Raw genomic sequence first — 25,460 nt, forward strand, 5'->3', positions numbered from 1 at the left:
GCTTCGTGCGGCTCTGGCAGGGTTACGCGGGCGAGAACAAGTGGTCGCTGATCAGCCGGGCCGCGCCGATGACCCCGGCGGTCGGTCCCAACTCCCCCAGCACGATGGGTAGGTTGCCGGTCGCCAGCGGCAGCGACTGGCGGTACACCTGGGTGCGGATCGCGGCGAGCAGCGTGTGGCCGAGGCCGGTGACACCGCCGCCGATCACCACCAGGCCCGGGTTGAAGAACGAGACGAGGCCGGCGATGACCTGCCCCGTGCGGTTGCCGCCCTCGCGGATCAGCCCGAGGGCGGTGGCGTCGCCCGCGGCGGCCGCGGCGGCGACGTCGACGGCGCTCAGCGTGCCCGCCGCCTCCAGCCGCGCGGCAAGCTCCGCCGAAAGCCCCTGCTGGGCGGCCTCCGTGGCGTCCCGGGCGAGCGCGGCCCCGCTGAAGTGGGCCTCCAGGCAGCCCCGGTTGCCGCAGGCGCACGGACGCCCGTCGGGCACGGCCTGGATATGCCCGATGTCGCCGGCGCTGCCCGTCGTACCGCGGTAGACCTCACCGCCGACGACGATGCCGCAGCCGATGCCGGTGCCGATCTTGACGCAGAGGAAGTCGCCCACGGAGCGTGCTACGCCCGCGTGCTGTTCCCCCATGGCCATCAGGTTCACGTCGTTGTCGACCATGACGGGGCAGCCCAGGTCCTGGCTGAGTGCCTCGCGGACCGGGAAGCCGTCCCAGCCGGGCATGATCGGCGGTGCGACCGGAACGCCCTCGGGGAAGCGGACCGGACCCGGGACGCCGATCCCGGCGCCGTCGAATTCCTCCGCCAGCCCCGATGACCTCAACTTGGCCGCCATGGAAAGGACTTGCTCGAAGACGGCGACCGGTCCCTCGCGGACGTCCATGGGCTGGTTGATGTGCCCCAGGACCTCCAGCTCCGCGTTGGTGACGGCCACGTCGATCGAGGTGGCCCCGATGTCGACGCCGAGGAAGCGCAGCGCCGGGGCAAGCCGGATGTTGTGGGAGCGACGCCCGCCACGGGATGCGGCGAGGCCGTCGGCGACCACGAGCCCGGTCTCCAGGAGCCGTTCCACCTCGACGGCCAGCTTCGACCGGGAGAGGTCGACCTGATCGCCCAGCTGGGCCCGGGAGTTGGGGCCGCCGTCGCGCAGCAGGCGCAGCAGTCGCGCCTGGTGCGCGTTCGCGGGTCGTGCCGTCATGCGTCTCACGAGCCCCTCCCCGCCTCAATCGGCCAGTGTCCAAAGGGTTTTGGCCACATCCCTGTGGCTTGCTTTCGATGGGAACGTAGCAGCGGCTGCCGGGACTGGGAAGAAGTTGCGCAGACATTGCCGTCAACTTTCTCCACTGAGTGGACAAAGAGAGACCCGGACGTAGCCCGTCCGGGTCACAGGGGGAGCGCACGAATGAGGTGGGTTACTCCTCAGGCCACTTCTCGGTGGGCCACTTCTCGGTGGGCTACTTCTCGCGCTCGTGGTACGTCTTGCGCGTGTGCTCCGTGTGGGCGCGCATGACCTGGGTGGCGCGGGGTTCGTCGCGGGCGGCGATGGCCGCGATGAGGTCGCGGTGCTCGATCCAGGACTGGTGGCCGCGCTGCCGGGCGACCGGGGTGTAGTACCAGCGGACCCGGCGGTCGACCTGGGCGGCCAGCTCGGCGAGGACCGTGTTGCCTGCGAGCTCCATGACCTTCGCGTGGAAGCGGGCGTTCATCGCGACCGCGCCGTCCACGTCGTCGGCGGCGACCGCGCGCTCGCCCTCGGCGCACAGTTCCTCGAGCGCGGTGATGCCGGCGGTGCCCGCGTTGGCGGCGGCGAGCCGGGCGGCCTCGGCCTCCAGCAGCGTACGGACCGTGAGGAGCTGGTCGGCCTCCTCCTCGGTCGGCTCGTGCACGAAGGCGCCCTGGGCGGGCCGAAGATCGACCCACCCCTCCGTGTTCAGCCGCTGGAGCGCCTCGCGGACCGGCTGCCGGGAGACGCCGAGATGCCCGGCGAGCTCGCTCTCGACCAGGTGCTGGCCCGGCTGGAGGGCACGGGTCGTGATGAGTTCGAGCAGCGCCTCGTAGACGCGGTCGCGCAGCGGGCCGGGCCGTTCGAGTTTGGGCACCGCCCCCGGCGGCAGTCCTGTCGACAACATCGCGGTCCCCTCCTGCCGAGCCATCCCGTCACAGTCACCGGAAAGCACGTGTCAAAAGACAGTATCGATTGTCTTTCGTCTACAGTCTACGGCGCACCATGGCCAGACCCGCGGAGAGTCGGACGCGTCACACTCGGTGGTCCGCGCACGTCAGGGACAGCGGACGACCTGTCCCGCGTAGGAGAGGTTGCCGCCGAAGCCGAAGAGGAGGACCGGGTCGCCAGTGCTGATCTCGCCGCGTTCGACGAGCTTGGAGAAGGCGATCGGGATGCTGGCGGCGGAGGTGTTCCCGGAGTCGACGACATCGCGCGCGACGACGGCGTTCACTGCGCCGATCTTCGCGGCGAGGGGTTCGATGATGCGCAGGTTCGCCTGGTGCAGGACGACCGCGGCGAGGTCCTCGGGCGCGAGCCCGGACCGCTCGCAGGCCTGCCGGGCGATCGCCGGGAGCCGGGTCGTCGCCCAGCGGTAGACACTCTGCCCCTCCTGCGCGAACCGCGGGGGCGTGCCCTCGATGCGCACGGCGTTCCCCATCTCGGGCACCGATCCCCACAGCACCGGCCCGATCCCGGGCTCTGTGCCGGGGACGGCTGCCTCGACCACCGCGGCCCCCGCCCCGTCCCCTACCAGGACACAGGTCGTACGGTCGCTCCAGTCCGTGACCTCCGACATCTTGTCCGCGCCGATGACGAGGGCGCGGGTCGCCGCCCCCGCGCGCACGGCGTGGTCGGCGGTGGCGAGCGCGTGCGTGAAGCCCGCGCAGACCACGTTGACGTCCATCGCGGCCGGGGAGGGCACGCCGAGGCGGGCGGCCACCCGGGCGGCCATGTTCGGGGAGCGGTCGATCGCCGTGGAGGTCGCGACCAGCACCAGGTCGATGTCGGCCGAGGTCAGACCCGCCGCCGCGAGCGCCTTGGCCGCGGCGTGCGCGGCGAGCTCGTCGACGGGCTCGTCGGGACCGGCGATGTGGCGCGTACGGATGCCCACCCGGCTCGTGATCCACTCGTCACTGGTGTCGACCAGGCCCGCCAGGTCCTCGTTGGTGAGTACCTTGGCGGGCTGGTAGTGGCCGACGGCCGCGATGCGTGAGCCGTTCATTGGGGGGTCTCCCTCATTGCCTTGGGTAGGGGGATCCTCCAGTCTGATCAGTGACTCGCGGGTACGACGGCAGGTGTTGCCACAGGAAAGCGGCGTCAGGCTTGTCGGCTTCTGTCAGACCTTCGGACGCTCTGCCAACGTCCGTACACACGCCCGGCGCCTCAGTCCGTACGGCGCGGCCCTATCCCGTGAACAGCTGTTTGGCCTTCAGGACGAGCTCGTACAGGCCGTAGCAGAGCGGCGCCCCCACCCACAGCCAGGCGAAGGCGATCAGCGGAATGGGGGTCCCCCCGCTCGAGCGAAGCCGAGAGTGGGGGAGGTCAGGCGGACTGCTGGGGCTGGACGGAGTCGTCATCGGCGGCCTCCCTCGGGGCGGGGATGTGGTGGCGGGTGTGGACGGGTCGCACCAGCTCATTGGCGACGAACCCGACGACCAGCAGCCCGATCATGATCAGGAACGAGGTGTCGTACAGCTGCGCGCCGTGCTTGCCCGCCTCCTTCTGCCGGTCCGCGATCCAGTTGACGATCAGCGGACCGAGGACGCCGGCCGTGGACCAGGCGGTGAGCAGCCGGCCGTGGATGGCGCCGACCTGGTAGGTGCCGAAGAGGTCCTTCAGATACGCGGGAATCGTCGCGAAGCCGCCGCCGTAGAAGGAGAGGATCACCAGGGCGCAGACGATGAACAGGGGCTTGGAGGAGTCCCCGAACTGCGAGATCAGCAGATACATGACCGCGCCCACGCCGAGGTAGACGCGGTAGATGTTCTTGCGGCCGATCAGGTCGGACGTGGACGACCAGCCGATCCGGCCCGCCATGTTCGCGGCCGAGAGCAGCGCCACGAAGCCCGCGGCGGCGGAGACCGACACCGGGGTGGAGGTGTCCGCGAAGAAGTCGGTGATCATCGGGGCGGCTTTCTCCAGGATGCCGATGCCCGCGGTCACGTTCATGCAGAGCACGACCCACAGGCACCAGAACTGCGGGGTGCGCACGGCGCTGTTCGCGGACACCTGCACCCCGTCGAGCGGCGCGGGTCCGGTCTTCACCGGAGGCTTGTCGCCGCGCGGCACCCGCACCAGCAGGACGCCGAGCGTCATGAAGACGGCGTACGACAGCCCGTGCACGAGGAAGGCGAGCGCGATACCGGAGGAGTCGGAACCGAAGGACTTCAGCATCTGCGCGGACCACGGCGAGGCGATGAGCGCACCGCCGCCGAAGCCCATGATCGCGATGCCGGTGGCCATGCCGGGCCGGTCCGGGAACCACTTGATCAGAGTCGAGACGGGTGAGATGTAGCCGATGCCGAGGCCGATCCCGCCGACGAAGCCGTAGCCGAACACGATCAGCCAGTACTGCTCGGTGGCGGCGCCGAGCGAGGCGATCAGGAAGCCGGTGGAGAAGCAGACCAGGGCGACGGTCATCGCCCAGCGCGGTCCGTTGCGCTCGACGAGGGTGCCGCCGAACGCTGCGGACAGTCCGAGCATGACGATGCCGAGCTGGAAGGGCAGCGCGCTCTGGGTCCCGCTGAGGCCGAGCGCGGATTCGAGCGGCGGCTTGAAGACGCTCCAGGCGTATGCCTGGCCGATGGACAGGTGGACGGAGAGTGCGGCGGGCGGGACGAGCCAGCGGCTCCAGCCGGGTGGCGCGACAGGGGGACTCATGATCCCGGACGATAGGAAGCGGTTGCCCGGTTGTGAAGCCGTCCGACACCAACTCGTCGACGGTATGCGGTGAGCGGTATCCATCGCGCGACGAACGGTCGGCCGGCCTCTCACGGTGGCCCGTCGAGGTGCTGCGCGAAGCCTTGCCGCTCCAAGTTCCATACTGTAGACAATATTTCGTCGACAGAGTTCGGCAGTTCCTCGGTACCCTCGACCGAACGGAGCGAGCCACAGTGAAAGTCGCCGTTCTCGGCGCCGGTGCGATCGGCGCCTACGTCGGCGCCGCGCTGCACCGCGCGGGCGCCGAAGTACACCTCATCGCCCGTGGACCGCATCTTGCGGCCATGAGGCAGCACGGAGTCCAAGTCCTCAGTCCGCGCGGCGACTTCACCGCGCGCACCCATGCCACCGACGACCCGGCCGAGGTCGGCCCGGTCGACTACGTCCTGCTCGGCCTGAAGGCCAACTCGTACGCGGCGTGCGGGCCGCTGATCGAGCCTCTGCTGCACGACACCACGGCGGTGATCGCCGCCCAGAACGGCATCCCCTGGTGGTACTTCCACCGGCACGGCGGCCCGCACGACGGCCACCGTGTGGAGAGCGTGGACCCGAACGGCGCGGTCAGCGCGGTGCTCGCGCCCGAACGGGCCATCGGGTGTGTCGTGTACGCCGCGACCGAGCTGGAAGGACCGGGCGTCGTACGGCACTTGGAAGGCACCCGGTTCTCCATCGGTGAGCCCGACCGCACCCTCTCCGAGCGGTGCACGGCGTTCAGCGAGGCCATGACGGCCGGCGGCCTCAAGTGCCCGGTCGAACGGGACCTGCGCAACGACATCTGGCTCAAGCTGCTCGGCAACATCTCCTTCAACCCGATCAGCGCGCTGGCCCGCGCGACGATGCGGCAGATGTGTCTGCACGGCGGCACCCGCAAGGTCATCGAGATCATGATGACCGAGACGCTCGCGGTCGCCGAGGCGCTCGGCTGCGAGGTGGGCGTCTCCATAGAACGGCGGCTGGCCGGCGCCGAGCGCGTCGGTGACCACCGCACCTCCACTCTCCAGGACCTGGAGCGCGGCAAGCCGCTCGAACTGGACGTACTGCTGGCGGCGGTCGTCGAGCTGGCGGACATCACCGGCGTCGAGGTGCCCACCCTGCGCACCGTCCACGCCATCTCGGACCTGCTCGCGCTGAGGAGCGCCGCATGAGGAAACGTGAATCGAAGATCTACGCCCGGCTCACTCACCCCCTGGTCCGTGACGCGCGCGACGAGCCCTTCAGGCGGGCCACCTGGGACGAGGCCCTGACCCGCGCGGCGGCGGGACTGAGTGCCGCCCGCGGCGCCTTCGGCCTGTTCTCCTGCGCCCGCGCGACCAACGAGATGAACTACGTGGCCCAGAAGTTCGCCCGGGTCGTGATGGGCACGAACAACGTCGACTCCTGCAACCGCACCTGTCACGCCCCGAGCGTCGCGGGTCTGAGCGCCGCCTTCGGCTCCGGCGGCGGCACCTCCTCGTACGCGGAGGTCGAGGAGACCGACCTCATCGTGATGTGGGGCTCCAACGCCCGCTTCGCGCACCCGATCTTCTTCCAGCACGTGCTGAAGGGGATCAGGAACGGCGCCCGGATGTACGCGGTCGACCCGCGCCGTACCTCCACGGCCGAGTGGGCGGAGAGCTGGCTCGGTCTGAACGTCGGCACCGACATCCCGATGGCGCACGCGATCGGCCGCGAGATCATCCACGCGGGCCTCGCCAACCACGCCTTCATCGAGCGGGCGACCAGCGGCTTCGAGGAGTACAAGGCGCTCGTCGAGCCCTGGACGCTGTCGCTCGCCGAGAAGGTGACGGGCGTACCGGCGGCGGCGATACGGCAGTTGGCGCACGCGTACGCGCGGGCCGAGCGCGCCCAGCTGTGCTGGACCCTCGGCATCACCGAGCACCACAACGGCACCGACAACGTCCGTGCGCTGATCAACCTGACCCTGCTGACCGGGCACGTGGGCCGCCACGGCTCCGGGCTCCAGCCCCTGCGCGGGCAGAACAACGTGCAGGGCGGCGGCGACATGGGCGCCATCCCCAACCGCCTCCCCGGCTTCCAGGACATCCTCGACCCCGAGGCGCGGCTGAAGTTCGAGTCCGCCTGGGACACCGTCATCCAGCCGCACTACGGGCTGAACCTGACGGAGATGTTCGAGGCCATGGAGGAGGGCACGCTCAAGGCCGTCTACTGCATCGGAGAGAACCCGGCGCAGTCGGAGGCGGACAGCGAGCAGGCGGTACGGCGGCTGGGCGCGCTCGACTTCCTCGTCGTGCAGGACATCTTCCTCACGAAGACGGCCCAGTTGGCGGACGTCGTGCTGCCCGCGACCGCCGGCTGGGCGGAGACGGAGGGGACCACCACCAACAGCGAGCGGCGTGTGCAGCGGGTACGCGCGGCGGTGACGCCGCCGGGTGAGGCCCGCGAGGACATCGACATCCTCTGCGACCTCGCCGCGCGTCTCGGGCACGACTGGAAGTACGCCGACGCCGAGGCCGTCTGGAACGAGCTTCGGTCGGTGTCGCCGGACCACTACGGGATGACGTACGAACGTCTGGCGGAGCACCAGGGCATCCAGTGGCCCTGCCCCGACGTCGGGCGGCTCGAACCCACCTACCTGCACGGCCGGTTGTGGGCCTCCGACCCTGTCGAGCGCGGCCGGCCCGCGCCGTTCGGGATCGTCCAGCACGACCCGCCCGTGGACCTGACGGACGAGCAGTACCCGATCCGGCTCACCACCGGGCGGCGGCTCGACTCGTACAACACCGGTGTACAGAGCGGCGGTTTCGCCTCGCCGCTGCGGCGCGGCGAGTACGTCGAGCTCTGCCCGGAGGACGCCGAGCACTACGGGGTCGTGGTGGGCGAGGAGGTCCAGGTCTCCTCGCGCCGGGGATCCGTCGTGGCTCCCGTGTGGATCGACACCGCGCTGCGGCCCGGACTGGCGTTCATGACCATGCACTTTCCCGACGAGGTGGACACCAACCAGCTGACGATCGAGGCGAACTGTCCGATCGCGGGGACGGCGGAGTTCAAGGCGTCGGCCATCCGGATCGAGAAGCTGCCGGTCGCGATTCAAGTGAGGTGATGTGGTGGATCTGCACTTCGGTGACAGCAAGCCGACGGACGAGGAGCGGGCGGCGATCGACGCGCTGCTCGGTCCTCCGGAGTCCTCCTGGGAGGGGGCCGCGCGCGATGAGATGAGGGCCGCCGACCTCAGGTGGGCGCGCGGCGGCCGGGAGGCGCGCGAACGCCGCGACCTGCTGTTGCCGGGGCTGCACGCCGTCAACGACCGGATCGGCTGGATCAGCGAGGGCGCGCTCGGCTACCTGTGCCGCCGGCTGACCGTGCCGCCGGCGGAGGCGTACGGGGTCGCGACGTTCTACGCGATGTTCTCGGTGAAACCACGCCCCGCGACCGTGCTGCACGTGTGCACGGACCTCGCGTGCGCGGCGGCGGGTGCGGCGGAGCTGTGTGCCGGGGTCGAGGCCCGCCTCGGGCCCGGCAGCGGCGTCGGCGTCGAGCGCAGCCCCTGCCTCGGCCTGTGCGAGCGCGCTCCGGCGGCCCTCGCGGTCAGGGCGGGCGATCCCGTGCGTACGGCCGTGTCGGCGCCCGCCACCGTCGCGCGGGCGGCGGAGGCGGCGGAGTCCCCCGACTCCGCGCCCGAGGAGCCGACCGCGGCCTTCGCGGTGCCCCAGGCGGGCGATCCGTCCCTCGTGCTGCTGAGCCGTGTCGGTGTGGTCGACCCCGCCTCGCTCGACGACTACCGGGCGCACGGCGGGTACGCGGCGCTGCGGCGGGCCTTCGTACTCGGGCCGGCCGGGGTCATCCGCGAGGTCACCGACGCGGGCCTGGTCGGGCGCGGCGGCGCCGCCTTCCCCACCGGCCGCAAATGGCAGGCCACGGCGTCCCAGCCCGACCATCCGCACTATCTGGTGTGCAATGCCGACGAATCCGAGCCGGGCACCTTCAAGGACCGGGTCGTCATGGAGGGCGACCCGTACGCCCTCGTCGAGGCGATGACGGTCGCGGGGTACGCCGTCGGCGCGCACAAGGGTTACCTCTATCTGCGCGGCGAGTACCCGCGCGCCCTGCACCGCATGGAGCACGCCATCGGGCAAGCACGCGCGCGTGGCCTGCTCGGCGAGGACGTGCTCGGCCAGGGGTACGCCTTCGACATCGAGATCCGGCGGGGCGCGGGGGCGTACATCTGCGGCGAGGAGACCGCCCTGTTCAACTCGATCGAGGGGTACAGAGGAGAGCCGCGTTCCAAACCGCCCTTCCCTGTAGAGAAGGGTTTGTTCGGCAAACCCACTGCCGAGAACAACGTCGAGACCCTGGTGAACGTCCTGCCGATCCTGACGAAGGGGGCCGAGGCGTACGCGGCCATCGGCACCCCGGGCTCCACCGGCCCGAAGCTGTACTGCGTGTCGGGCAGCGTGGACCGGCCCGGAATCTACGAACTGCCGTTCGGGCCGACTCTGGGCGAGCTGCTGGACCGGGCGGGCGTGCGTGAACGGCTGCGCGCGGTGCTGCTCGGCGGCGCGGCGGGCGGTTTCGTACGGCCCGACGAGCTGGACATCCCGCTCACCTTCGAGGGCACCCGGGAGGCGGGCACGACCCTCGGCTCGGGTGTGGTCATGGCCTTCGACGACACGGTCCCGCTCCCCCGCCTCCTGCTGCGCATCGCCGAGTTCTTCCGCGACGAGTCGTGCGGGCAGTGTGTGCCGTGCCGGGTCGGGACCGTACGGCAGGAGGAGGCGCTGCACCGGATCGCCGAGCGGACCGGCGCGGCGGCGGCCGACGACGTCGCCCTGCTCAGGGAGGTCGGCCGCGCGATGCGGGACGCCTCGATCTGCGGTCTCGGGCAGACCGCGTGGAACGCCGTGGAATCCGCGATCGACCGCTTGGGGGCCTACGAATGACCGCGATACCGCTGGGAGTGCCGCGTCGGCTCGTCGAGTTCACCCTCGACGGGCAGGAGGTCAGGGTTCCCGAGGGCTCGACGATCCTCGACGCCTGCCGGGCAGTGGGCAAGGACGTGCCCACCCTCTGTCAGGGCGACACGCTCACCCCCAAGAACGCCTGCCGGGTCTGTGTCGTCGAGCTCGAGGGCGCCCGGACCCTCGTCCCGGCCTGCTCCCGCAAGGCGGAGGCGGGCATGGAAGTGCGGACGCAGACCGAGCGCGCGCGCCACAGCCGCAAGATCGTCATCGAGCTCCTCGCCTCCTCGGTCGACTTGTCGACCACCCCGAAGATGGCCGGGTGGATCAAGGAGTACAAGGCGAAACCGGACCGCTTCGGCCCCGACGCGGCGCGCCTCAACGAGGAACCGAAGATCGACAACGACCTCTACGTCCGCGACTACGACAAGTGCATCCTCTGCTACAAGTGCGTCGACGCGTGTGGCGACCAGTGGCAGAACACCTTCGCGATCTCGGTCGCGGGGCGCGGTTTCGACGCCCGGATCGCCGTGGAGCACGATGCCCCGCTGACCGACTCGGCGTGCGTGTACTGCGGCAACTGCATCGAGGTGTGCCCGACGGGGGCGCTGTCGTTCAGGTCGGAGTTCGACATGCGGGCGGCGGGTACGTGGGACGAGTCGGCGCAGACCGAGACGACGACGGTGTGCGCGTACTGCGGTGTGGGCTGCAACCTCACCCTGCACGTGCAGGACAATGAGATCGTGAAGGTCACCTCCCCGCACGACAATCCGGTGACCCACGGCAATCTCTGCATCAAGGGCCGCTTCGGCTACCAGCACGTACAGAACCGGGACTGATCAGGACATGGGACGAGTCACGGAACGACGCAAGGTGATCCGCATCAGGGACGGGGCCATCTCCACCCGCCCCGACACGCTCGTCGCCGAGGAGCCACTGGAGATCCGCCTCAACGGGAAACCGCTCGCGATCACCATGCGCACCCCCGGCGACGACTTCGCGCTCGCGGCGGGCTTCCTCGTCAGCGAGGGGGTCTTCGGCCGGGCCGACGAAGTGCAGAACATCGTCTACTGCGCGGGGGCTACTGTCGACGGGTCCAACACGTACAACGTCGTGGACGTCCGGACGGCACCCGGAGTCGTGCTGCCCGACATCACCCTGGAGCGCAACGTCTACACGACCTCGTCCTGCGGCCTGTGCGGCAAGGCGAGCCTGGACGCGGTCCGTACGACGGCCCGCTGGGCCATCGACGACGGCGCCGACACTCCCCCGGTCCGGCTGGAGCCCGCTCTCCTCGCCGGCCTCCCCGACCGGCTGCGCGAGGCCCAGCGGGTCTTCGACCGGACCGGGGGTCTGCACGCCGCGGCCCTGTTCACGGAGGACGGGGAGATGCTCGACGTACGGGAGGACGTGGGCCGCCACAACGCGGTCGACAAGCTGGTCGGGCGCGCCCTGCAACGCGGCGACCTCCCGCTCTCCCGCACGATCCTGCTGGTGTCGGGCCGGGCTTCCTTCGAGCTGGCGCAGAAGGCGGTCATGGCGGGCATCCCCGTACTGGCGGCGGTCTCGGCACCGTCCTCGCTGGCGGTGGACCTGGCCGCCGAGACCGGGCTGACCCTGGTGGGCTTCCTGCGCGGCCCCTCCATGAACGTGTACGCGGGCGAGCACCGCATCGCCCTGCGGGCCGCGGCCGCCCAGGGCTGACCGGCTCCCCGCGGCACGGCGGCGGGGCCCCGAGCGGCGGGGAGCGCCCCCTGCGCCGTAGGGGCCCCGCCTCAGCCCGCCGCGTCCGGACTCACAGCTCCTCGTCCCGCGCCGGGTCGGCGAGGGGGGCGAGCAGGGCGAAGGCGGTGATCAGGGTCGAGCGCCGGCTCGCCTCCCAGGCGAGCAGCACCTCGTCGCGCTCCGCGTCCGGCACCGGTACGTAGGTGATGTCCGGACGCGAGTACTGCTCGGCGACGGACTCCGGAACGAGCGTGATGCCGGCCCCGCTCGCCACGGACTCGAACTTCTCTTCGATGGTGCGGATCGGCAGCTCGCCGGGACCGGGGTCGGCGTACCTCAGGCGGGGTTCGTCCGCCAGGTCGGCCAGGGCGAGCTCCGGTTTGCCCGCGAGCCGGTGGTCGGCGGGGAGCATCGCCACACGCGCCTCGCTGAACAGCGGCAGCAGCGTGAGGCCCTGCTCGCGGATCGGACGGCGTACATAGGCGAGGTCGACGGTTCCGTCGAGGATCAGCCGCTCCTGGTCGTCCCATTCGACGCGGCGGGCGAGCGCCTCGACGTCCGGGTGGGCGGCCCCGAAGGCGCGCAGGGCGCGGGTCACCACGACGCCGGCCCGGAAGCCGACGACCAGCCGGCGCGGTCCGCCTGCGGCCCGGCGCACCCGGAGCCTGGTGGCGTCCGCGGTGGCGAGCAGCTGCCTTGCGTCGTCGAGGAGTTGACGACCGGCCACCGTCAGGGTCACACCATGGCTGTCCCGTTCGAGGAGCGGTGCGCCCAAGTCCTTCTCCAGGGCCCGGATCTGACGGCTCAGGACCGGCTGAGCGATGTGCAGCCGCTCCGCCGCGCGGCCGAAGTGCAGCAGCTCGGCGACCGCCACGAAGTAGCGGATCTTCCGCAGGTCAAGGTCCATGGCCGCCCCTTCCGTCGTCGCGGTGGCGATGCCTTCAGGGTATCGCCACCGCCGAAAGAGGTCTTGGACGGCGGGCTGCCCGCGGCAGCAGGCTGGAACACGTCAAGCAAGCACGGAAGCGGAAAACGGAAGACGAAAGGGGAACGGACATGAGTCTGCGAGGAGAGCGGGTCGTGGTCATCGGCGGCACGGCGGGCATCGGGCTCGCGGTGGCGGAGGCCGCCGCACGGGAGGGGGCGGACGTGGTGGTCGCCTCGCGCCGGCAGGCGGCCGTGGACGGGGCGCTGCGGCGGCTGCCGGAAGGGGCGCGAGGGCATGTGCTCGACGTGACGGACGAGGACGAGGTGCGCGGCTTCTTCGCACGGGTCGGGGACTTCGACCATTTGGTGTTCACCGCCGGGGAGTCACTGCTGCTGGAGGAGCTGGCGAACGCGGACATCGACCGGGCGCGGCGCTTCCTGGACACCCGGTTCTGGGGCGCTTACACGGCGGTCAAGTACGGCGCACCGTCGATCAGGAAGGGCGGTTCCATCGTGCTCACCACGGGCACCGCGGGCCAGCGTCCGATGCCGGGCACGACCGTGGCGGCCGGCCTGTGCGGGGCGATGGAGTCCCTCACCCGCGCACTGGCACTGGAGCTGGCGCCGATCCGGGTCAACGTGGTCTCCCCCGGTGTGGTCCGCACCGAACTGTGGCGGGAGCTGCCGGAGGCCGAGCGCGAGGGCCTGTTCGCGTCCGCCGCGCAGTCGCTGCCGGTCGGGCGGGTCGGGGAACCCGAGGACGTGGCGGAGGCGTACTTGTACCTGATGCGCGGCCGGTTCAGCACCGGTTCGACCGTCATCGTGGACGGCGGCACGGTGCTGGTGTGACCGCGCGGGATCTCCTGCCCCGCTCCGCGCCTCAGCCCGCGCTGAAGTGCACCTGCGCGGCGGTCACGACCGTGCCCAGGCGTGGGAAGTCGAGGCGGACCGACGCCTCGTGCTCGGGCGCGGTGAGGGCGGCCATCGCGTCCTCGGCGAACACGAGGTCGTAGCCGAGGTCGCCGGCGGCGCGGGCGGTGGACTCGACGCCGAGGTTGGTGGCGATCCCGCCGAAGACCAAGGTGGAGATGCCGCGCTCCCGCAGCCGCTCGTCGAGACCGCTGCCCTGGAACCCGCCGATGGTCCGCTTCACGACTTCGAGGTCACCCTCCGCCGCGAGCCCGGCGACGAGTCCGCTGCCGGGCGGCTGCTCGGGCAGCCCGGGCCGTTCGCCCCGGACGAGCACGACGAGCGCGCCCGCTTTGCGGAAGGTGGCCGCCAGCTCCTCGGCGGCGGCGAGGACTTCGGTGCCCTTGCGCGGTTCCACGGGCAGCCCGACGATGCGCTCCATCAGATCCACGAGCACCAGAGCGGTGCGCGCGGCGTCGAGGGCGAGTCGGGGTTCGGTTTCGGATGCGGTCATGACGGAACGTTAGCCCGCCTTAGCCGTCCGTACCGGAAATCCGGATCAACAAGGCCATGAACTGCTCCCGCTCGGCCTCCGAGAGCGGCGAGAGGAGCGCGTCGTTGGCCTCGCGCGCCGCCCGCTCGCAGCGCGCGAGGAGGCGTGCGCCCTCCTCGGTGATGGACACCGCGTTCTTGCGCCGGTCCCTGGGGTCGGGTTCGCGCAGCACCAGGCCCGCGCCCTGGAGGTCATTGAGGACACCGACCAGGTCCTTGGGATCGAGCTGGATGCTGCGGCCCACTTCGGCCTGGGCGACGGGGCCGAGATCGGAGACGGCGGAGAGCACCACGTGATGCCACATCTTCATGCCCTCGGCGGCCAGCGCCTCGGCGACGAGGGCACGGCCGCGGACGGCGGCGCGGCCGAGGAGCCAGCTGGGGAGGGCGCGGATGGCTGGCAGGGGGGCGGGCATGGGACCAGCCTAGCGAATAACCGTTGGGCATCCCCATGAATCTCGGATACCGTTGGGATTCCCAACGACCCGAGGGCGCTCACCCCCTCACCCCTGGAGGTGCGATGCGTCGCGTCCGATACGAGCACACCGGCGGCCCCCTGTTCCTGGAGGACGTTCCCGTGCCCGCCGCCGGGCCCGGCGAACTACTCGTGCGGACCGAGGCGATCGGCGTCACCCTTCCCGTCGTCCGCAAGGTCACCGAGGCCCCCGAGCCGATCCCGCTGGGCGGCGAGGTCGCGGGCGAGGTCGTCGCCGTCGGCGCGGGCGTCACCCGCTTCACGGCGGGCGACCGCGTCACCGGACTCTGCTTCGGGCACGGGTACGCCGACCACGCCCTGCTGAACGAGACCATGGCCTCCCTTGTCCCGGCGGGCGCGAGCGCGGTCGACGCCGTCACCCTCGTCCGCAGTGGACTGGTCGCGTTCGGCGCCCTGGAGGCGGCGCGGCCCGCGCCCGGCGAGGCGGCGCTGATCACCGGCGCGGCGAGCGGGGTCGGCCATCTCGCCGTCCAACTCGCCCGGCTGCGGGGCGCGTCACGTGTCGTCGGGGCCGTGTCCGCACCCGCTTCCGGCAAGGCGGAGTTCGTGCGGGCCCTCGGCGCGGACGAGGTGATCGCGTACGACTCCGGGGACTGGGGCGAGCCGGTCGACTACGTTCTCGACGCGGTCGGCGGCGACCTGCTCAGCCCGGCCGTCGCCGCCCTCGCCCCGGGCGGCCGGCTCGTCGCGTACAGCTCGGGCGGCGGGAGCGTGCGGGCGTACGACCTGCTGGTGGGCGCCAAGTCCGTGATCGGCTTCCAGATGGCCCTGATCGTCCGGAACGAGCCGGAGCGGTACGAGCGGTGGCGCGTGGAACTGTGGCGGCTGTTCGCCGAGGGAGCCCTACGGCCCGCCGTGCACGGGGAGTTCGCCCTGGAGGACGCGGCGCGGGCGCACGCGGCGATCGAGTCACGGAGCAACCTGGGGAAGGTGGTGCTGCGCCCCTGACAGACGAGTTCAGATTTGGCGTGAACACGACCTGTACTCGCTTCTTGTGGGGCCGTTGAGGGCCCAAGTAGCGTCTGCGGCACACACATTGGACGTCGGATGTCGGATGTCCAGATCGCCCTGGTTGCCCAGAGAATTGAAGGGCAGGTCGCACCATGTCGGCACGTCTCCGCGCACGTCTGAGATCCACCCTGACCGCCGTCCTCACGGCCGCCGCACTGTGCGTTGTCGCGCTGCCGAGCCCCGCGAGGGCCGACGCGCCGGACACGTCCGGTGCGTTGTTCGAACAACAGGTGCTCTTCAGGGCCTCCCAGGATCCCGGCTACGCCTGCTTCCGCATTCCGGCCGTGGTGCGGAGCACCCACGGCACCCTGCTGGCGTTCGCCGAGGGGCGCGTGGACGACTGCGGCGACGCGGGTGACATCGACATCGTCGTCAAACGGTCGACCGACGGCGGCCGCACGTGGGGGCCGCTCCAGGTCGTCAACGAGGGCGCGGGCGACACCCACGGCAACCCGGCCCCGATCGTGGATCGCGAGACCGGTCGCATCGTGCTGGCGGAGACGTACAACACGGGCCGCACGGACGGGCGCGGTTGCGACGTCCCCTGCGACCGCACCCCGCATCTCCAGTACAGCGACGACGACGGCCTCAGCTGGTCCGCGCCGCGCGATCTGAGCGCCGAGATCCTCCCGCCGAACTGGAACTCCTGGTACGCCACCGGTCCCGTGCACGGCATCCAGCTGACCCGTGGCAGGCACGCCGGGCGGCTCGTCTTCGGCGTCAACACCGAGACCTGGAACGGCAGTCGGGTCACCGCCAACAACGCCGCCCTCATCACCAGTGACGACGGCGGCGATCACTGGCGGATCGGCGCGAGCGACTCCTGGCCGATCGCGGACGACGGCGCCTTCCGCCAGAAACCGTCCGAGCTGACGCTCACGGAACGCGCCGACGGGTCCGTCCTCGTCAGCGGGCGCGAGCAGGACGGCACCGACCTCGGCCACCGCACCCAGACCGTCAGCCGCGACGGCGGCGACAGCTTCACGGCCCCCTTCCGCGACCTCCCCGGCCTCTACGCGCCCCAGGTCCAGGGCTCCGTACTCCGCCTCGGCGACCGCATCCTGCTGGCCTGCCCCGGCGACCCCGACCGCCGCAGGACCATGATGATCCGCTCCTCGTACGACGGCGGGCGCAGCTGGGACAGCGTGGACCGCGGCACGGTCGTCACCACCGACTGGTCGGGCTACTCCGACCTGGCCGGGATCGGCGACGGCGCCGTGGGGCTGCTGTACGAGGGCGGCGCGGTCGACGCGCGCGACGAGATCCGCTTCGCCCGCTTCACCGAGGACTGGCTCACCCCGCGCCGCGGCCCCGACCCCACCACCGCCGACCTCGCCCGGCACGCCGAACCGGCCGCGGTCCTCGGCGGCGCCCGGGAGACGGCGGGCGTGCGCGGTGGCGCGCTGGAGTTCGACGGCGCCGACGACGCCGTACGACTGCCGTATCAGGACCGACTCCCGCTCGGGACAAAGGACTTCACCGCTTCGCTGTGGTTCCGCTACACGGCCATCGGCGGGGAGCAGCCGCTGCTGTGGATGGGCGGGATCGGGACGACCCAGCCGCAGGTGTGGATGCGCGCCGAACCCGCGTCCCACAGGATCACCGCGCTGATCACCACCAGGAACGGAGCCGCGGCCCCGGCCTCCGCCTCCGTGCGCACCACGAGCGCCTACAACGACGGCCAGTGGCATCATCTGACCCTGCGCCGGGGCGACGGACTGCTCACACTCGCCGTCGACGGTACGGCGGTCAGCGCCGCGGACGTGCCCGGGTCGGTCAGCCGCAACTCGCCGTTCGGGGTCCATGTCGGGCAACGGATGGACAGCCGGGCGTACTTCACCGGAGCGATCGACGAAGTACGTGTCCACGACCGGGCGTTGAGCGACGACGAGCTGTCCGCGCCGCCCTCCCGGGAAGTGACCCGGGACACCGTCCTGTATCTGCCCATGGACCAAGTGCGCGGCGGACACTAACGTCCCGTCCGTGCCCGACGACGCACGAGCACGACGACGACGGACCGGGGCCGGCCTCGGTGTCCTGCTCGCCCTGGTCTGCGCGGCCGTGCTGCTCACCGCCCTCCCCCACCACGACCGGGAGGGCGGCGGCGCGTGCCCGGCCCGTACGCTGCGGTCCTGGAGCGCGGACGCGCGGCTCACGGCCGAGTTCGCGCGGTACGGCGACGACGCGAGCCGTGTCGACGACTGGACCGGCGGCGACGGCACGCACTCGGTGCGACTGCCGGACGGGCGGGTGCTGTGGCTCTTCTCGGACACGTATCTGGGCCAGGTGCACGGACCACCGAACCCGGTCGGCGAGTCGTACACGTGGCGCGACACGAGCGCGCCCCTGGTGCGGAACTCGGCCGTGGTGATGTCGAAGGAGGGGCGGCTGGGGACGACGCTTGCGACGCCGGTGTTCCCCGACCCGGGGCCGGGGCGGTGGCGCTGGCCGGTCGCGGCCCGTGTCGAACCCCGCTCCCCCGGCTCCTCCGAGCGGGTCGTCCACGTCCTGCTGTGGACCCGTACCGCCGGCCAGGCTCCCTGGATCTACGGCGTGCCCACGTCCACCGAGGTCGCCACGCTCTCGCTGCCGGGCCTGCGCCTCGAAAACATCACCACGGTCCTGGACCAGACTTCCGTGGCGGATCCCTCCCGGCGGGTGCTGTTCGGCACCTCGACGGTCGACGCGGGCGCGTGGACGTACGTCTTCGGCGGCGACGACGGGCAGGCCGCCTCGCGCCCCGCCTCACAGGCGTACGTGGCGCGGGTGCCGCGCGGCCGGCTCGGGCAGCCGGCGGCCTGGGAGTACTGGGACGGCACCGGATGGGCGGTACGGGCACGGCCGGGTCCGGTGCTTGGGGACGGGCGGCGGACGGGGGTCGCCAGCGCGTTCACGGTGGTGCGGGACGGCGGGACGTACGTCCTGTTCACGATGGCGGCGGGCACCGCGGGCCTGACGACGATCACCTCGTACTGGGCGTGCGCGCCGACCGGCCCCTGGCACGGGCCCGCCCGGAGCTTCGGTCCGTCCCTGCCGCAGGGGCAGGTGGCCGCGTACAACCCGCAGGTGCACGCGGCGCTGAGCGACGGCGACCGGCTCGTCCTGAGCTATGACGTGAACTGGCTGGACGCGACGGGCGGAGTCTCGGCGCAGGCGAACCTCAGTCGGAACGTGGCGCTGTACCGACCGAGATTCGTGACGCTGCGACTGGGGGAACCGGGGTCGTAGCCGCCTCGGGGTCGTGGGCGCGGCGTTTGGCGATCACCGCGCACACCATCAGCTGCATCTGGTGGAAGAGCATCAGCGGCAGCACGGCGAGCGAGGCGTGCGCGCCGAACAGCACGCTGGCCATGGGGAGCCCCGAGGCGAGGGACTTCTTCGACCCGGCGAACTGGATCGCGATGCGGTCCTCGCGGTGGAAGCCCAGTGCCCTCCCGCCGTACCAGGTGAGCGTCAGCATCACGGCGAGCAGCACGGCCTCGACCGCGAGCAGCCCCGCCAGTCGGACCGCGCTCACCTGGTGCCATATGCCCTGCACCATGCCCTCGCTGAACGCCGTGTAGACGACGAGCAGGATCGAGCCGCGGTCGACGTATCCGAGGACCTTCTTGTGGCGTGTGATGAACCGGCCGATCCAGCGGCGCAGCACCTGCCCGGCGAGGAACGGCACCAGCAGTTGCAGCACGATCTTGACCAGCGAGTCCGCGGAGAAACCGCCGCCGCTGTTGCCCAGCAGTGCCGCGGCGAGCAGCGGGGTGACGACGATGCCCACGAGGGAGGAGAAGGAACCGGCGCAGATCGCGGCGGGCACGTTGCCGCGGGCCATGGAGGTGAAGGCGATCGACGACTGGATGGTCGAGGGGACGAGCGTGAGGAAGAGCAGACCGGTGTAGAGGTTGTGTGTCAGGAGCACCGGTTCGAGGCCGCGGGCGGCCAGGCCGAGCAGCGGGAAGACGACGAAGGTGCAGGCCAGGACGGTGACGTGGAGCCGCCAGTGCTTGAGGCCCTCGACCGCCTCATGGGTGGAGAGCCGGGCCCCGTAGAGGAAGAAGAGGAAGGCGATGGCGGCCGTGGACGCGCCCGACGCGACGTCGGCGCCCGTACCCCGTGCCGGGAGCAGGGCCGCGAGGCCCACGGTCCCGAGCAACAGCAGGATGTACGGGTCGATCGGCATCCAACTCGGCCACTGCAGGCGTTTCACGGTGCTCCACTGCTCAGACGTCGTACGGGGCCGGCCCCGGGCAAGGGGCGGTCCCGGGGCGGGTCGTGCCCTCTCCATCGTCCTCTTCCGGCCCGTGATCGGGAATCCGTCATACCGTTCTGACTGTCATCGCGATTCGCGATAGCGTGGCGGTGTGTACGACCCCTCCCAGCTGCGTACCTTCCTGGCGGTGGCCCAGACCCTGAACTTCACGCAGGCCGCCCGGCGGCTCGGGCTGCGCCAGTCCACCGTCAGCCAGCACGTACGCCGCCTGGAGGACGCCGTGGGACGGCAGCTGTTCTCGCGGGACACGCACTCCGTGGAGCTCACCGAGGACGGCGAGGCGATGCTCGGCTTCGCGCGCCGCATCCTGGCGGTGCACGAGCAGGCGACCGCCTTCTTCACGGGCACCCGCCTGCGCGGCCGGCTGCGCTTCGGCGCCTCCGAGGACTTCGTGCTGACCCGGCTGCCGGAGATCCTGGAGGGCTTCCGGTACGACCATCCGGAGGTGGACCTGGAGCTGACGGTCGAGCTGTCCGGCACGCTGCACGAACAGCTCACGGCGGGCAAGCTGGACCTGGTGCTGGCGAAGCGGCGGCCCGAGGACCCGCGCGGCGAGCTGGTCTGGCACGACCGCCTGGTGTGGATCGGCGCGGAACGCCTGCGGCTCGACCCCGACCGCCCGGTCCCCCTGATCGTCTACCCGCCCCCGGGCATCACCCGCGCCCTCGCGTTCGAAGCCCTGGAGCGCCAGGGCCGCGCGTGGCGCATCGCCTGCACCAGCGGCAGTCTGAACGCCCTGGTCGCGGCGGCCCGCGCGGGCCTCGGCGTGATGGCCCACTCACGCGGACTGATCCCCCCGGGCCTCGTCCGCGTCCCCGACCGTGCGGGCCTGCCGGAACTGGGCGAGGTCGACTTCGTCCTGGTGCACGGACAGCGCCGTACGTCCGCGCAGGGTGCGGCGGACGCGCTCGCGACCGCGATCCTGGGTGGCGGGGACCGGCTGCTCCGGGGCGGCGGGACCAGGGGCCGTCCGCCGGATCAGGCCGGGGGAAAATGACGGTGCCTCATCGGCGCGGTGGCGCGGGCGGCGGTCGGGCCGGTGCTCGGCGGGCTGCTCACCGAGGGGCCGGGCTGCGGTGGATCTTCTTCGTGAACCTGCCGGTGAGCGTGGCCTCAGTACGGATGACGCCACGAGTGGTGCCGGAGTCGCGCGGACCGGCCGGGATGGCCGTGCTGGACGCGGGCACGGGGTGGACGGTGCTGGTGCCGGGCCTCGTCCTGGTCGGCATCGGCACGGGCGCTCTCGCACGACGCGGCCCACACCCTGGCACGGCGGCGGCGCCGGGGCACGGCGCGGCCCCCTCGCCGAACACACCCTGCGAGCCGCGTTCGCCTCGGGGCTCGACTCGGCGTCGGTGGCGGCGGGCGTGACGGGGACGGTCGCCGGTGCGCTGGTACTGGTGTTGGTGCGGACGCCGCGCGCTGTGACGGACACGGCCGAGGCACCGGCGGAGCGGGCGACGGCGTCCCGCGCATGACACCGGTGAGGGCCCGGTCATGACACCGGCGGAACCGGTTCCGAAGCCACCGGGACCGGCTCCGCCGGTAGCCGCAGAGCACGGAATCAGAAGTTCCGTGTCCGGTATCCGGCGCCCCGGACCCCGTAGGAGGGTCGTACAGATTCCGTGGAGATTACGGGACCGAAACCTACGGAACCGTAAGGAATTCTGTCCGGCCCTTCCCCATGTGCGGGCATTTTCTCTGCTGACCTGTGCGTATGCCGCACACACACCCGGCCGACCCCTACACCGGCACCCCTCCCGCCCGACGGCGAGGTGGGGTAGCTTTCACGGCGCTGTGCGGAGCGCCACTAGGAGCGGGATTGCGCGAGTTCACCAACCCTCCGTTGGCGTCGGCGCCGCCGGTGGGCGGCCTGGCCGACGTCGTGTTCGACCATGCCCAGGAGGACCCGCTGCACATCGCGCTCGGCCGCAAGGACGAGCAGGGTCAATGGCGCGACGTGACGTCCGCCGAGTTCCGCGACGAGGTCCTCGCCCTTGCCAAGGGGCTGCTCGCCCAGGGGATCCGGTTCGGGGACCGGGTCGCGATCATGTGCCCCACCCGCTACGAGTGGACGCTCTTCGACTACGCGTTGTGGACGATCGGCGCACAGGTCGTGCCCGTCTATCCGACCTCCTCCGCCGAGCAGGTCTTCTGGATGCTGTACGACGCCCAGGTGTCGGCGATCATGGTGGAGCACGAGGACCACGCGATGACGATCGCCACGGTCGTCGACCGGCTGCCGCAGCTGCACAAGCTGTGGCAGCTCGACGTGGGGGCCGTGCAGGAGCTGTACGAGGCGGGCGCGCACCTCGACGACGAAGTGGTGCACCGGCACCGGCGCGCGGTCACCCCGGAGTCGATCGCGACGATCATCTACACCTCGGGCACCACCGGGCGCCCCAAGGGCTGTGTCATCTCCCACGCGAACTTCATGTTCGAGGCGGACACCGTCATCGAGCGCTGGGAGCCGGTCTTCCACTCCAAGCGCGGTGACGAGGCGGCCACGCTGCTGTTCCTGCCGCTCGCCCATGTCTTCGGGCGGATGGTGCAGGTCGCGGCGGTCCGCGGGAAGGTCAAGTTCGGGCATCAGCCGCAGCTCAACGCGGCGGCTCTGCTGCCGGACCTGGCCGCGTTCAAGCCGACGTTCTTCCTCGCGGTGCCGTACATCTTCGAGAAGGTCTTCAACGCCGCCCGCCGCAAGGCCGAGAAGGACGGCAAGTCGGGTCCGTTCGAGAAGGCCGTAGATGTCGCCGTGCGCTACGCGGACGCCGTCGAGGAGAAGGCATGGGGCATCGGACCCGGCCCTTCGGCGAGCCTGCGGATGCAGCACCAGTTCTTCGACAAGGTCGTCTACTCCAAGGTCCGCAATGCCATGGGCGGCCGGGTCAGGCACGCCATGTCGGGCGGTTCGGCGATGGACCGGCGGCTCGGACTGTTCTTCGCGGGCGCCGGTGTCGTCATCTACGAGGGGTACGGGCTCACGGAGTCGACGGCCGCCGCGACCGCCAACCCGCCCGAGCAGACCCGGTTCGGCACCGTCGGCCAGGCGATCCCCGGGACCACCGTGCACATCGCGGACGACGGCGAGGTCTGGCTGCGCGGCGAGAACGTCTTCCAGGGCTATCTGAACGACCCCAAGGCCACCGACGCCACCCTGCACGACGGCTGGCTGGCCACCGGCGACCTGGGGTCCCTCGACGAGGACGGCTATCTCACCATCACCGGGCGCAAGAAGGAGATCCTGGTGACCTCCGGCGGCAAGAGCGTCTCGCCCGGCGTCCTGGAGGAGCGGGTGCGCGACCATCCGCTGGTCGCCCAGTGCATCGTGGTCGGCAACGACCGGCCCTACATCGCGGCGCTCGTCACCCTCGACTCCGAGGCCGTCGATCACTGGCTCCAGATGCGGGGGAAGGCGCGGCTGTCCGCGGCCGACCTGGTACGCGACCCGGACCTGGAGACCGAGGTGCGGCGGGCGGTGGTCGCCGCGAACACCCTGGTCTCACAGGCCGAGTCGATCCGTACGTTCCGGATACTGGCGAACCAGTTCACCGAGGAGCACGGGTTGCTGACGCCTTCGCTGAAGTTGAAGCGGAAGGCGATCGAGGCCGCGTATGCGACGGAGGTGGAGGCGTTGTACCGGACATGAGCCCGGTACGACGCCTCGGTCCGGCTAGCTGATGCTCACCTTGAAGATCTTGTCCGAGCCGTCCGCCGCTCCTCCGTTGTTGTCGCAGTTGGTGGTGGAGAGCCAGAGCTGGTCGGCGCCGGGCACCTTGGTGACCGTGCGCAGGCGGCCGTAGGTGCCGACGTAGTACGCCGTCGGCGTGCCGACGTTCTCCGTGTCGCCGGTGATGGGGACGCGCCACAGCCGTTCGCCGCGCAGGGACGCCATGTAGACGACGTTGCGGACGATCGCGATGCCGCTGGGTGACGCCTCGGAGACGTTCCAGGTCGCCTTCGGGTTGGTCATCCCGGAGACACTGCAACTGCCCTCGCAGGTCGGCCAGCCGTAGTTGGCGCCCGGTTTGATGAGGTTGAGTTCGTCCTTGGAGCTGTTGCCGAACTCCGCCTCCCACAGGCGGCCGTTGCGGTCGAAGGCGAGGCCCTGCGGGTTGCGGTGCCCGTAGCTGTAGACGTAGTTGCCGAACGGGTTGCCGGGGGCGGCCTTGCCGTCCGTCGTCATCCGCAGGATCTTGCCGTTCAACGACGTCTTGTCCTGGGCCAGTTCGGGTGTCTGGGCCTCGCCGGTGGAGACGTACAGATAGCCGTCGGGGCCGAAGGCGAGGCGTCCGCCGTTGTGGTAGCGGTTCTTCTTGATGCCCTGGAGGAGGATCGTGTAGTCGGTGAGGGTGCTGCCGTCGTAGGTCATGCGGACGACGCGGTTGCCCTCGGAGGCCGTGTGCATGAAGTACACGTAGTGGTTGGTGGCCCATTTCGGGTCGACGGCCACGCCCAGCAGTCCGCCCTCGCCGTTCGTGGTCACGGCGTTCGGCACGGTTCCGACCTGGGTCCTCGTGCCGTCCTTGGTGACCTTCCAGACACGGAAGTCGTCCCGCTCGGTGACCAGCGCCGTCTGTCCGTCGGGCATCCAGTACGTGCCCCAGGGGATCGTCCAGCCGCTGGAGACGGTCCCGATGGACGAGGGGACCCCGCCGTCGGTGGCGCAGGCCTTGGTCGTGAAGGTGACCGTGTTGCTCTGCGGCGACACGTTGCCGGCGGCGTCGCGCGCCACCACGTTGAGCGTGTACGGGCTGTTGCAGGCGAGCCCGGTGAGCGTGGTCGACGTAGCGGTGACGCTCTTGTAGACCGTCGTGTCGCTGCGCACGTCGTAGCCGACGACCGCCTTGTCGTCGGTCGAGGCGCCCCAGCTCAGGTCGGCGCTGGTGGCCGTGACGTTCGACGAGGTGAGGGTGCCGGGCTTGGTGGGTGGGGCGGTGTCGGAGCTGGTCCGGGTCGTGCAGTCGACGACCGGACTGGCCTGGGAGGCGTTGCCGGCCGCGTCGCGGGCGATGACGGTGAGATTGTAGGTGGTGTTCGGGCTCAGGCCGGTGAGCACCTTGGAGGTCGCGTCGCCGACCGCCTCGCCGAGCTTGTTGCCGTGCTCGTAGAGGTCGTACGCGGCCACGCCGACGTTGTCCGTGGAGGCGCCCCAGGAGAGGGTCAGGACGTCTTCGCCGATGGCCGAGCAGCTCGGCTGGCCGGGTCGAGACGGGGCCTGGGTGTCCGCCGCCGCAGCAACGCTGACGCGGTCGAGGTTGGGGCCGCCGTTCGCCGTGGTGGCGGTCGCGCGGATCTTGTTGGACCCGGCGTCGAGCTGGACGTTCACACTCTTCGTCGCCCAGGTGTTCCAGTCGTTGGTGGCCGGGAAGGAGACCCCGGAGGCGACGACCGTGCCGTTGACGGACAGGTCCATCGGGCGGTCGACGCTCGTGCCGTTGGCGTAGCGCAGGGCCAGCGAGGAGGTGCCGGCCGTGGCCGCGCTCACCGTGAACTCCACGTACGAGCCAGTGATGTTGGTGTAGTCGACGAAGCCGGTGCCCGTGTAGCCGGTGTGGTTGGTGGCGACGGCGCCCTGCGAGATCGTGGCGTCCTCGGCCTGGTAGTCGGTGGCCGCCTGCGCCGCCGTGCCGGTCAGTGCGACCAGCGGCACGGCCAGGACGAGCGAGAGGCACCAGGGCAGCGCTCTGTTGGGTTTCATGGGTTCGT

Annotated in this window: 22 protein-coding genes; 11 read left to right on the forward strand and 11 right to left on the reverse strand. The window is 71.1% G+C overall.

All coding sequences use genetic code 11. From position 1 onward, the window contains the following. Positions 1-22 precede the first annotated feature (22 nt). The 5 genes from ACIQTP_RS35130 to ACIQTP_RS35150 all read right to left on the reverse strand — a co-directional run bounded on the left by ACIQTP_RS35130 (position 23) and on the right by ACIQTP_RS35150 (position 4,891). Positions 23-1,204: an ROK family transcriptional regulator gene (locus ACIQTP_RS35130; RefSeq protein ID WP_190168110.1), complete on the reverse strand. Its 1,182-nt coding sequence runs from the start codon at positions 1,202-1,204 to the stop codon at positions 23-25. Positions 1,205-1,460: 256 nt separating this feature from the next. Beyond that, on the reverse strand, positions 1,461-2,135 hold the full coding sequence (locus tag ACIQTP_RS35135) for a GntR family transcriptional regulator (protein WP_095851607.1): 675 nt from the start codon (positions 2,133-2,135) through the stop codon (positions 1,461-1,463). 150 nt (positions 2,136-2,285) lie between these two features. Next, positions 2,286-3,233 (reverse strand): beta-ketoacyl-ACP synthase III, encoded by a 948-nt coding sequence (locus ACIQTP_RS35140; RefSeq protein ID WP_402045087.1) that lies wholly within the window; start codon positions 3,231-3,233, stop codon positions 2,286-2,288. 181 nt (positions 3,234-3,414) lie between these two features. Further along, on the reverse strand, positions 3,415-3,588 hold the full coding sequence (locus tag ACIQTP_RS35145) for a hypothetical protein (RefSeq protein ID WP_403407630.1): 174 nt from the start codon (positions 3,586-3,588) through the stop codon (positions 3,415-3,417). Next, positions 3,554-4,891 carry an OFA family MFS transporter gene (locus tag ACIQTP_RS35150; protein WP_403407631.1) on the reverse strand — a complete coding sequence of 446 codons (1,338 nt, stop codon included), beginning with the start codon at positions 4,889-4,891 and terminating at the stop codon, positions 3,554-3,556. Before ACIQTP_RS35150 ends, ACIQTP_RS35145 begins: the two co-directional genes overlap by 35 nt. Positions 4,892-5,124: 233 nt before the next feature. Here ACIQTP_RS35150 and ACIQTP_RS35155 point away from each other — a divergent pair, with 233 nt between their 5' ends. Genes ACIQTP_RS35155 through fdhD form a run of 5 tightly spaced genes read left to right on the forward strand, consistent with a single transcriptional unit; the run spans position 5,125 to position 11,571 of the window. Beyond that, complete coding sequence (locus ACIQTP_RS35155) at positions 5,125-6,096, forward strand: 2-dehydropantoate 2-reductase (protein ID WP_403407632.1); 972 nt, start codon at positions 5,125-5,127, stop codon at positions 6,094-6,096. Next, the gene (locus ACIQTP_RS35160) at positions 6,093-8,012 is read left to right on the forward strand and encodes a molybdopterin oxidoreductase family protein (RefSeq protein WP_403407634.1); all 1,920 of its coding nucleotides are present in this window, start codon (positions 6,093-6,095) and stop codon (positions 8,010-8,012) included. Before ACIQTP_RS35155 ends, ACIQTP_RS35160 begins: the two co-directional genes overlap by 4 nt. 4 nt (positions 8,013-8,016) lie before the next feature. Then, positions 8,017-9,849, forward strand: coding sequence for an NADH-ubiquinone oxidoreductase-F iron-sulfur binding region domain-containing protein (locus ACIQTP_RS35165; RefSeq protein WP_403407636.1), 1,833 nt, complete (start codon positions 8,017-8,019; stop codon positions 9,847-9,849). Continuing rightward, on the forward strand, positions 9,846-10,706 hold the full coding sequence (locus ACIQTP_RS35170) for a 2Fe-2S iron-sulfur cluster-binding protein (RefSeq protein ID WP_403407638.1): 861 nt from the start codon (positions 9,846-9,848) through the stop codon (positions 10,704-10,706). The genes ACIQTP_RS35165 and ACIQTP_RS35170 overlap by 4 nt, the downstream gene beginning before the upstream one ends. 7 nt (positions 10,707-10,713) lie before the next feature. Then, positions 10,714-11,571, forward strand: coding sequence for a formate dehydrogenase accessory sulfurtransferase FdhD (gene fdhD / locus ACIQTP_RS35175; protein ID WP_402045102.1), 858 nt, complete (start codon positions 10,714-10,716; stop codon positions 11,569-11,571). A gap of 91 nt (positions 11,572-11,662) precedes the next feature. Here fdhD and ACIQTP_RS35180 read toward each other — a convergent pair whose 3' ends face one another. Then, positions 11,663-12,499 (reverse strand): LysR family transcriptional regulator, encoded by an 837-nt coding sequence (locus ACIQTP_RS35180; protein ID WP_403407639.1) that lies wholly within the window; start codon positions 12,497-12,499, stop codon positions 11,663-11,665. A gap of 149 nt (positions 12,500-12,648) precedes the next feature. Between ACIQTP_RS35180 and ACIQTP_RS35185 the strand changes: the two genes are divergently transcribed. Continuing rightward, a complete protein-coding gene (locus tag ACIQTP_RS35185) occupies positions 12,649-13,368 on the forward strand; it encodes an SDR family oxidoreductase (protein WP_403407641.1) in 720 nt (239 codons plus the stop codon). 31 nt (positions 13,369-13,399) lie between these two features. Here the strand turns inward: ACIQTP_RS35185 and ACIQTP_RS35190 are convergent, their stop codons facing one another. Continuing rightward, positions 13,400-13,942: an isochorismatase family protein gene (locus ACIQTP_RS35190; RefSeq protein WP_403407643.1), complete on the reverse strand. Its 543-nt coding sequence runs from the start codon at positions 13,940-13,942 to the stop codon at positions 13,400-13,402. A 19-nt stretch (positions 13,943-13,961) separates the two neighbouring features. Continuing rightward, complete coding sequence (locus ACIQTP_RS35195) at positions 13,962-14,396, reverse strand: MarR family winged helix-turn-helix transcriptional regulator (protein ID WP_403407645.1); 435 nt, start codon at positions 14,394-14,396, stop codon at positions 13,962-13,964. A 104-nt stretch (positions 14,397-14,500) separates the two neighbouring features. Between ACIQTP_RS35195 and ACIQTP_RS35200 the strand changes: the two genes are divergently transcribed. The 3 genes from ACIQTP_RS35200 (at position 14,501) to ACIQTP_RS35210 (ending at position 18,715) form a co-directional block, all read left to right on the forward strand. Further along, positions 14,501-15,424 (forward strand): zinc-binding alcohol dehydrogenase family protein, encoded by a 924-nt coding sequence (locus ACIQTP_RS35200; RefSeq protein WP_403407647.1) that lies wholly within the window; start codon positions 14,501-14,503, stop codon positions 15,422-15,424. A gap of 155 nt (positions 15,425-15,579) precedes the next feature. Continuing rightward, positions 15,580-17,460, forward strand: coding sequence for an exo-alpha-sialidase (locus ACIQTP_RS35205; protein WP_403407648.1), 1,881 nt, complete (start codon positions 15,580-15,582; stop codon positions 17,458-17,460). Positions 17,461-17,470: 10 nt separating this feature from the next. Next, positions 17,471-18,715, forward strand: coding sequence for a hypothetical protein (locus tag ACIQTP_RS35210; protein WP_403407650.1), 1,245 nt, complete (start codon positions 17,471-17,473; stop codon positions 18,713-18,715). On the opposite strand, the gene ACIQTP_RS35215 is transcribed toward ACIQTP_RS35210, so the two are convergent. Next, a complete protein-coding gene (locus ACIQTP_RS35215; RefSeq protein WP_402045126.1) occupies positions 18,648-19,688 on the reverse strand; it encodes a bile acid:sodium symporter family protein in 1,041 nt (346 codons plus the stop codon). The two genes, ACIQTP_RS35210 and ACIQTP_RS35215, sit on opposite strands and share 68 nt — an antisense overlap. A 154-nt stretch (positions 19,689-19,842) precedes the next feature. Between ACIQTP_RS35215 and ACIQTP_RS35220 the strand changes: the two genes are divergently transcribed. Next, positions 19,843-20,748: a LysR substrate-binding domain-containing protein gene (locus tag ACIQTP_RS35220; RefSeq protein WP_403407652.1), complete on the forward strand. Its 906-nt coding sequence runs from the start codon at positions 19,843-19,845 to the stop codon at positions 20,746-20,748. Between the two features lie 58 nt (positions 20,749-20,806). Here the strand turns inward: ACIQTP_RS35220 and ACIQTP_RS35225 are convergent, their stop codons facing one another. Then, the gene (locus tag ACIQTP_RS35225; RefSeq protein WP_403407654.1) at positions 20,807-20,938 is read right to left on the reverse strand and encodes a hypothetical protein; all 132 of its coding nucleotides are present in this window, start codon (positions 20,936-20,938) and stop codon (positions 20,807-20,809) included. A 635-nt stretch (positions 20,939-21,573) separates the two neighbouring features. Here ACIQTP_RS35225 and ACIQTP_RS35230 point away from each other — a divergent pair. Continuing rightward, the gene (locus ACIQTP_RS35230) at positions 21,574-23,400 is read left to right on the forward strand and encodes an AMP-dependent synthetase/ligase (protein ID WP_403407656.1); all 1,827 of its coding nucleotides are present in this window, start codon (positions 21,574-21,576) and stop codon (positions 23,398-23,400) included. Positions 23,401-23,424: 24 nt separating this feature from the next. Here ACIQTP_RS35230 and ACIQTP_RS35235 read toward each other — a convergent pair whose 3' ends face one another. Further along, entirely contained in the window at positions 23,425-25,452 is a 2,028-nt protein-coding gene (locus ACIQTP_RS35235; RefSeq protein WP_403407657.1) for a PQQ-dependent sugar dehydrogenase, read from the reverse strand. Positions 25,453-25,460: the final 8 nt, after the last annotated feature.

Source organism: Streptomyces sp. NPDC090798, assembly GCF_044768965.1.
Taxonomy (GTDB): Bacteria; Actinomycetota; Actinomycetes; order Streptomycetales; family Streptomycetaceae; genus Streptomyces.

Coding starts and splice junctions, on each gene's coding strand:
- ACIQTP_RS35130 (WP_190168110.1), bottom strand. CDS start 1,204: ATGACGGCACGACCCGCGAACGCGCACCAGGCGCGACTGCTGCGCCTG.
- ACIQTP_RS35135 (WP_095851607.1), bottom strand. CDS start 2,135: ATGTTGTCGACAGGACTGCCGCCGGGGGCGGTGCCCAAACTCGAACGG.
- ACIQTP_RS35140 (WP_402045087.1), bottom strand. CDS start 3,233: ATGAACGGCTCACGCATCGCGGCCGTCGGCCACTACCAGCCCGCCAAG.
- ACIQTP_RS35145 (WP_403407630.1), bottom strand. CDS start 3,588: ATGACGACTCCGTCCAGCCCCAGCAGTCCGCCTGACCTCCCCCACTCT.
- ACIQTP_RS35150 (WP_403407631.1), bottom strand. CDS start 4,891: ATGAGTCCCCCTGTCGCGCCACCCGGCTGGAGCCGCTGGCTCGTCCCG.
- ACIQTP_RS35160 (WP_403407634.1), top strand. CDS start 6,093: ATGAGGAAACGTGAATCGAAGATCTACGCCCGGCTCACTCACCCCCTG.
- ACIQTP_RS35170 (WP_403407638.1), top strand. CDS start 9,846: ATGACCGCGATACCGCTGGGAGTGCCGCGTCGGCTCGTCGAGTTCACC.
- fdhD (WP_402045102.1), top strand. CDS start 10,714: ATGGGACGAGTCACGGAACGACGCAAGGTGATCCGCATCAGGGACGGG.
- ACIQTP_RS35180 (WP_403407639.1), bottom strand. CDS start 12,499: ATGGACCTTGACCTGCGGAAGATCCGCTACTTCGTGGCGGTCGCCGAG.
- ACIQTP_RS35185 (WP_403407641.1), top strand. CDS start 12,649: ATGAGTCTGCGAGGAGAGCGGGTCGTGGTCATCGGCGGCACGGCGGGC.
- ACIQTP_RS35190 (WP_403407643.1), bottom strand. CDS start 13,942: ATGACCGCATCCGAAACCGAACCCCGACTCGCCCTCGACGCCGCGCGC.
- ACIQTP_RS35195 (WP_403407645.1), bottom strand. CDS start 14,396: ATGCCCGCCCCCCTGCCAGCCATCCGCGCCCTCCCCAGCTGGCTCCTC.
- ACIQTP_RS35200 (WP_403407647.1), top strand. CDS start 14,501: ATGCGTCGCGTCCGATACGAGCACACCGGCGGCCCCCTGTTCCTGGAG.
- ACIQTP_RS35205 (WP_403407648.1), top strand. CDS start 15,580: ATGTCGGCACGTCTCCGCGCACGTCTGAGATCCACCCTGACCGCCGTC.
- ACIQTP_RS35235 (WP_403407657.1), bottom strand. CDS start 25,452: ATGAAACCCAACAGAGCGCTGCCCTGGTGCCTCTCGCTCGTCCTGGCC.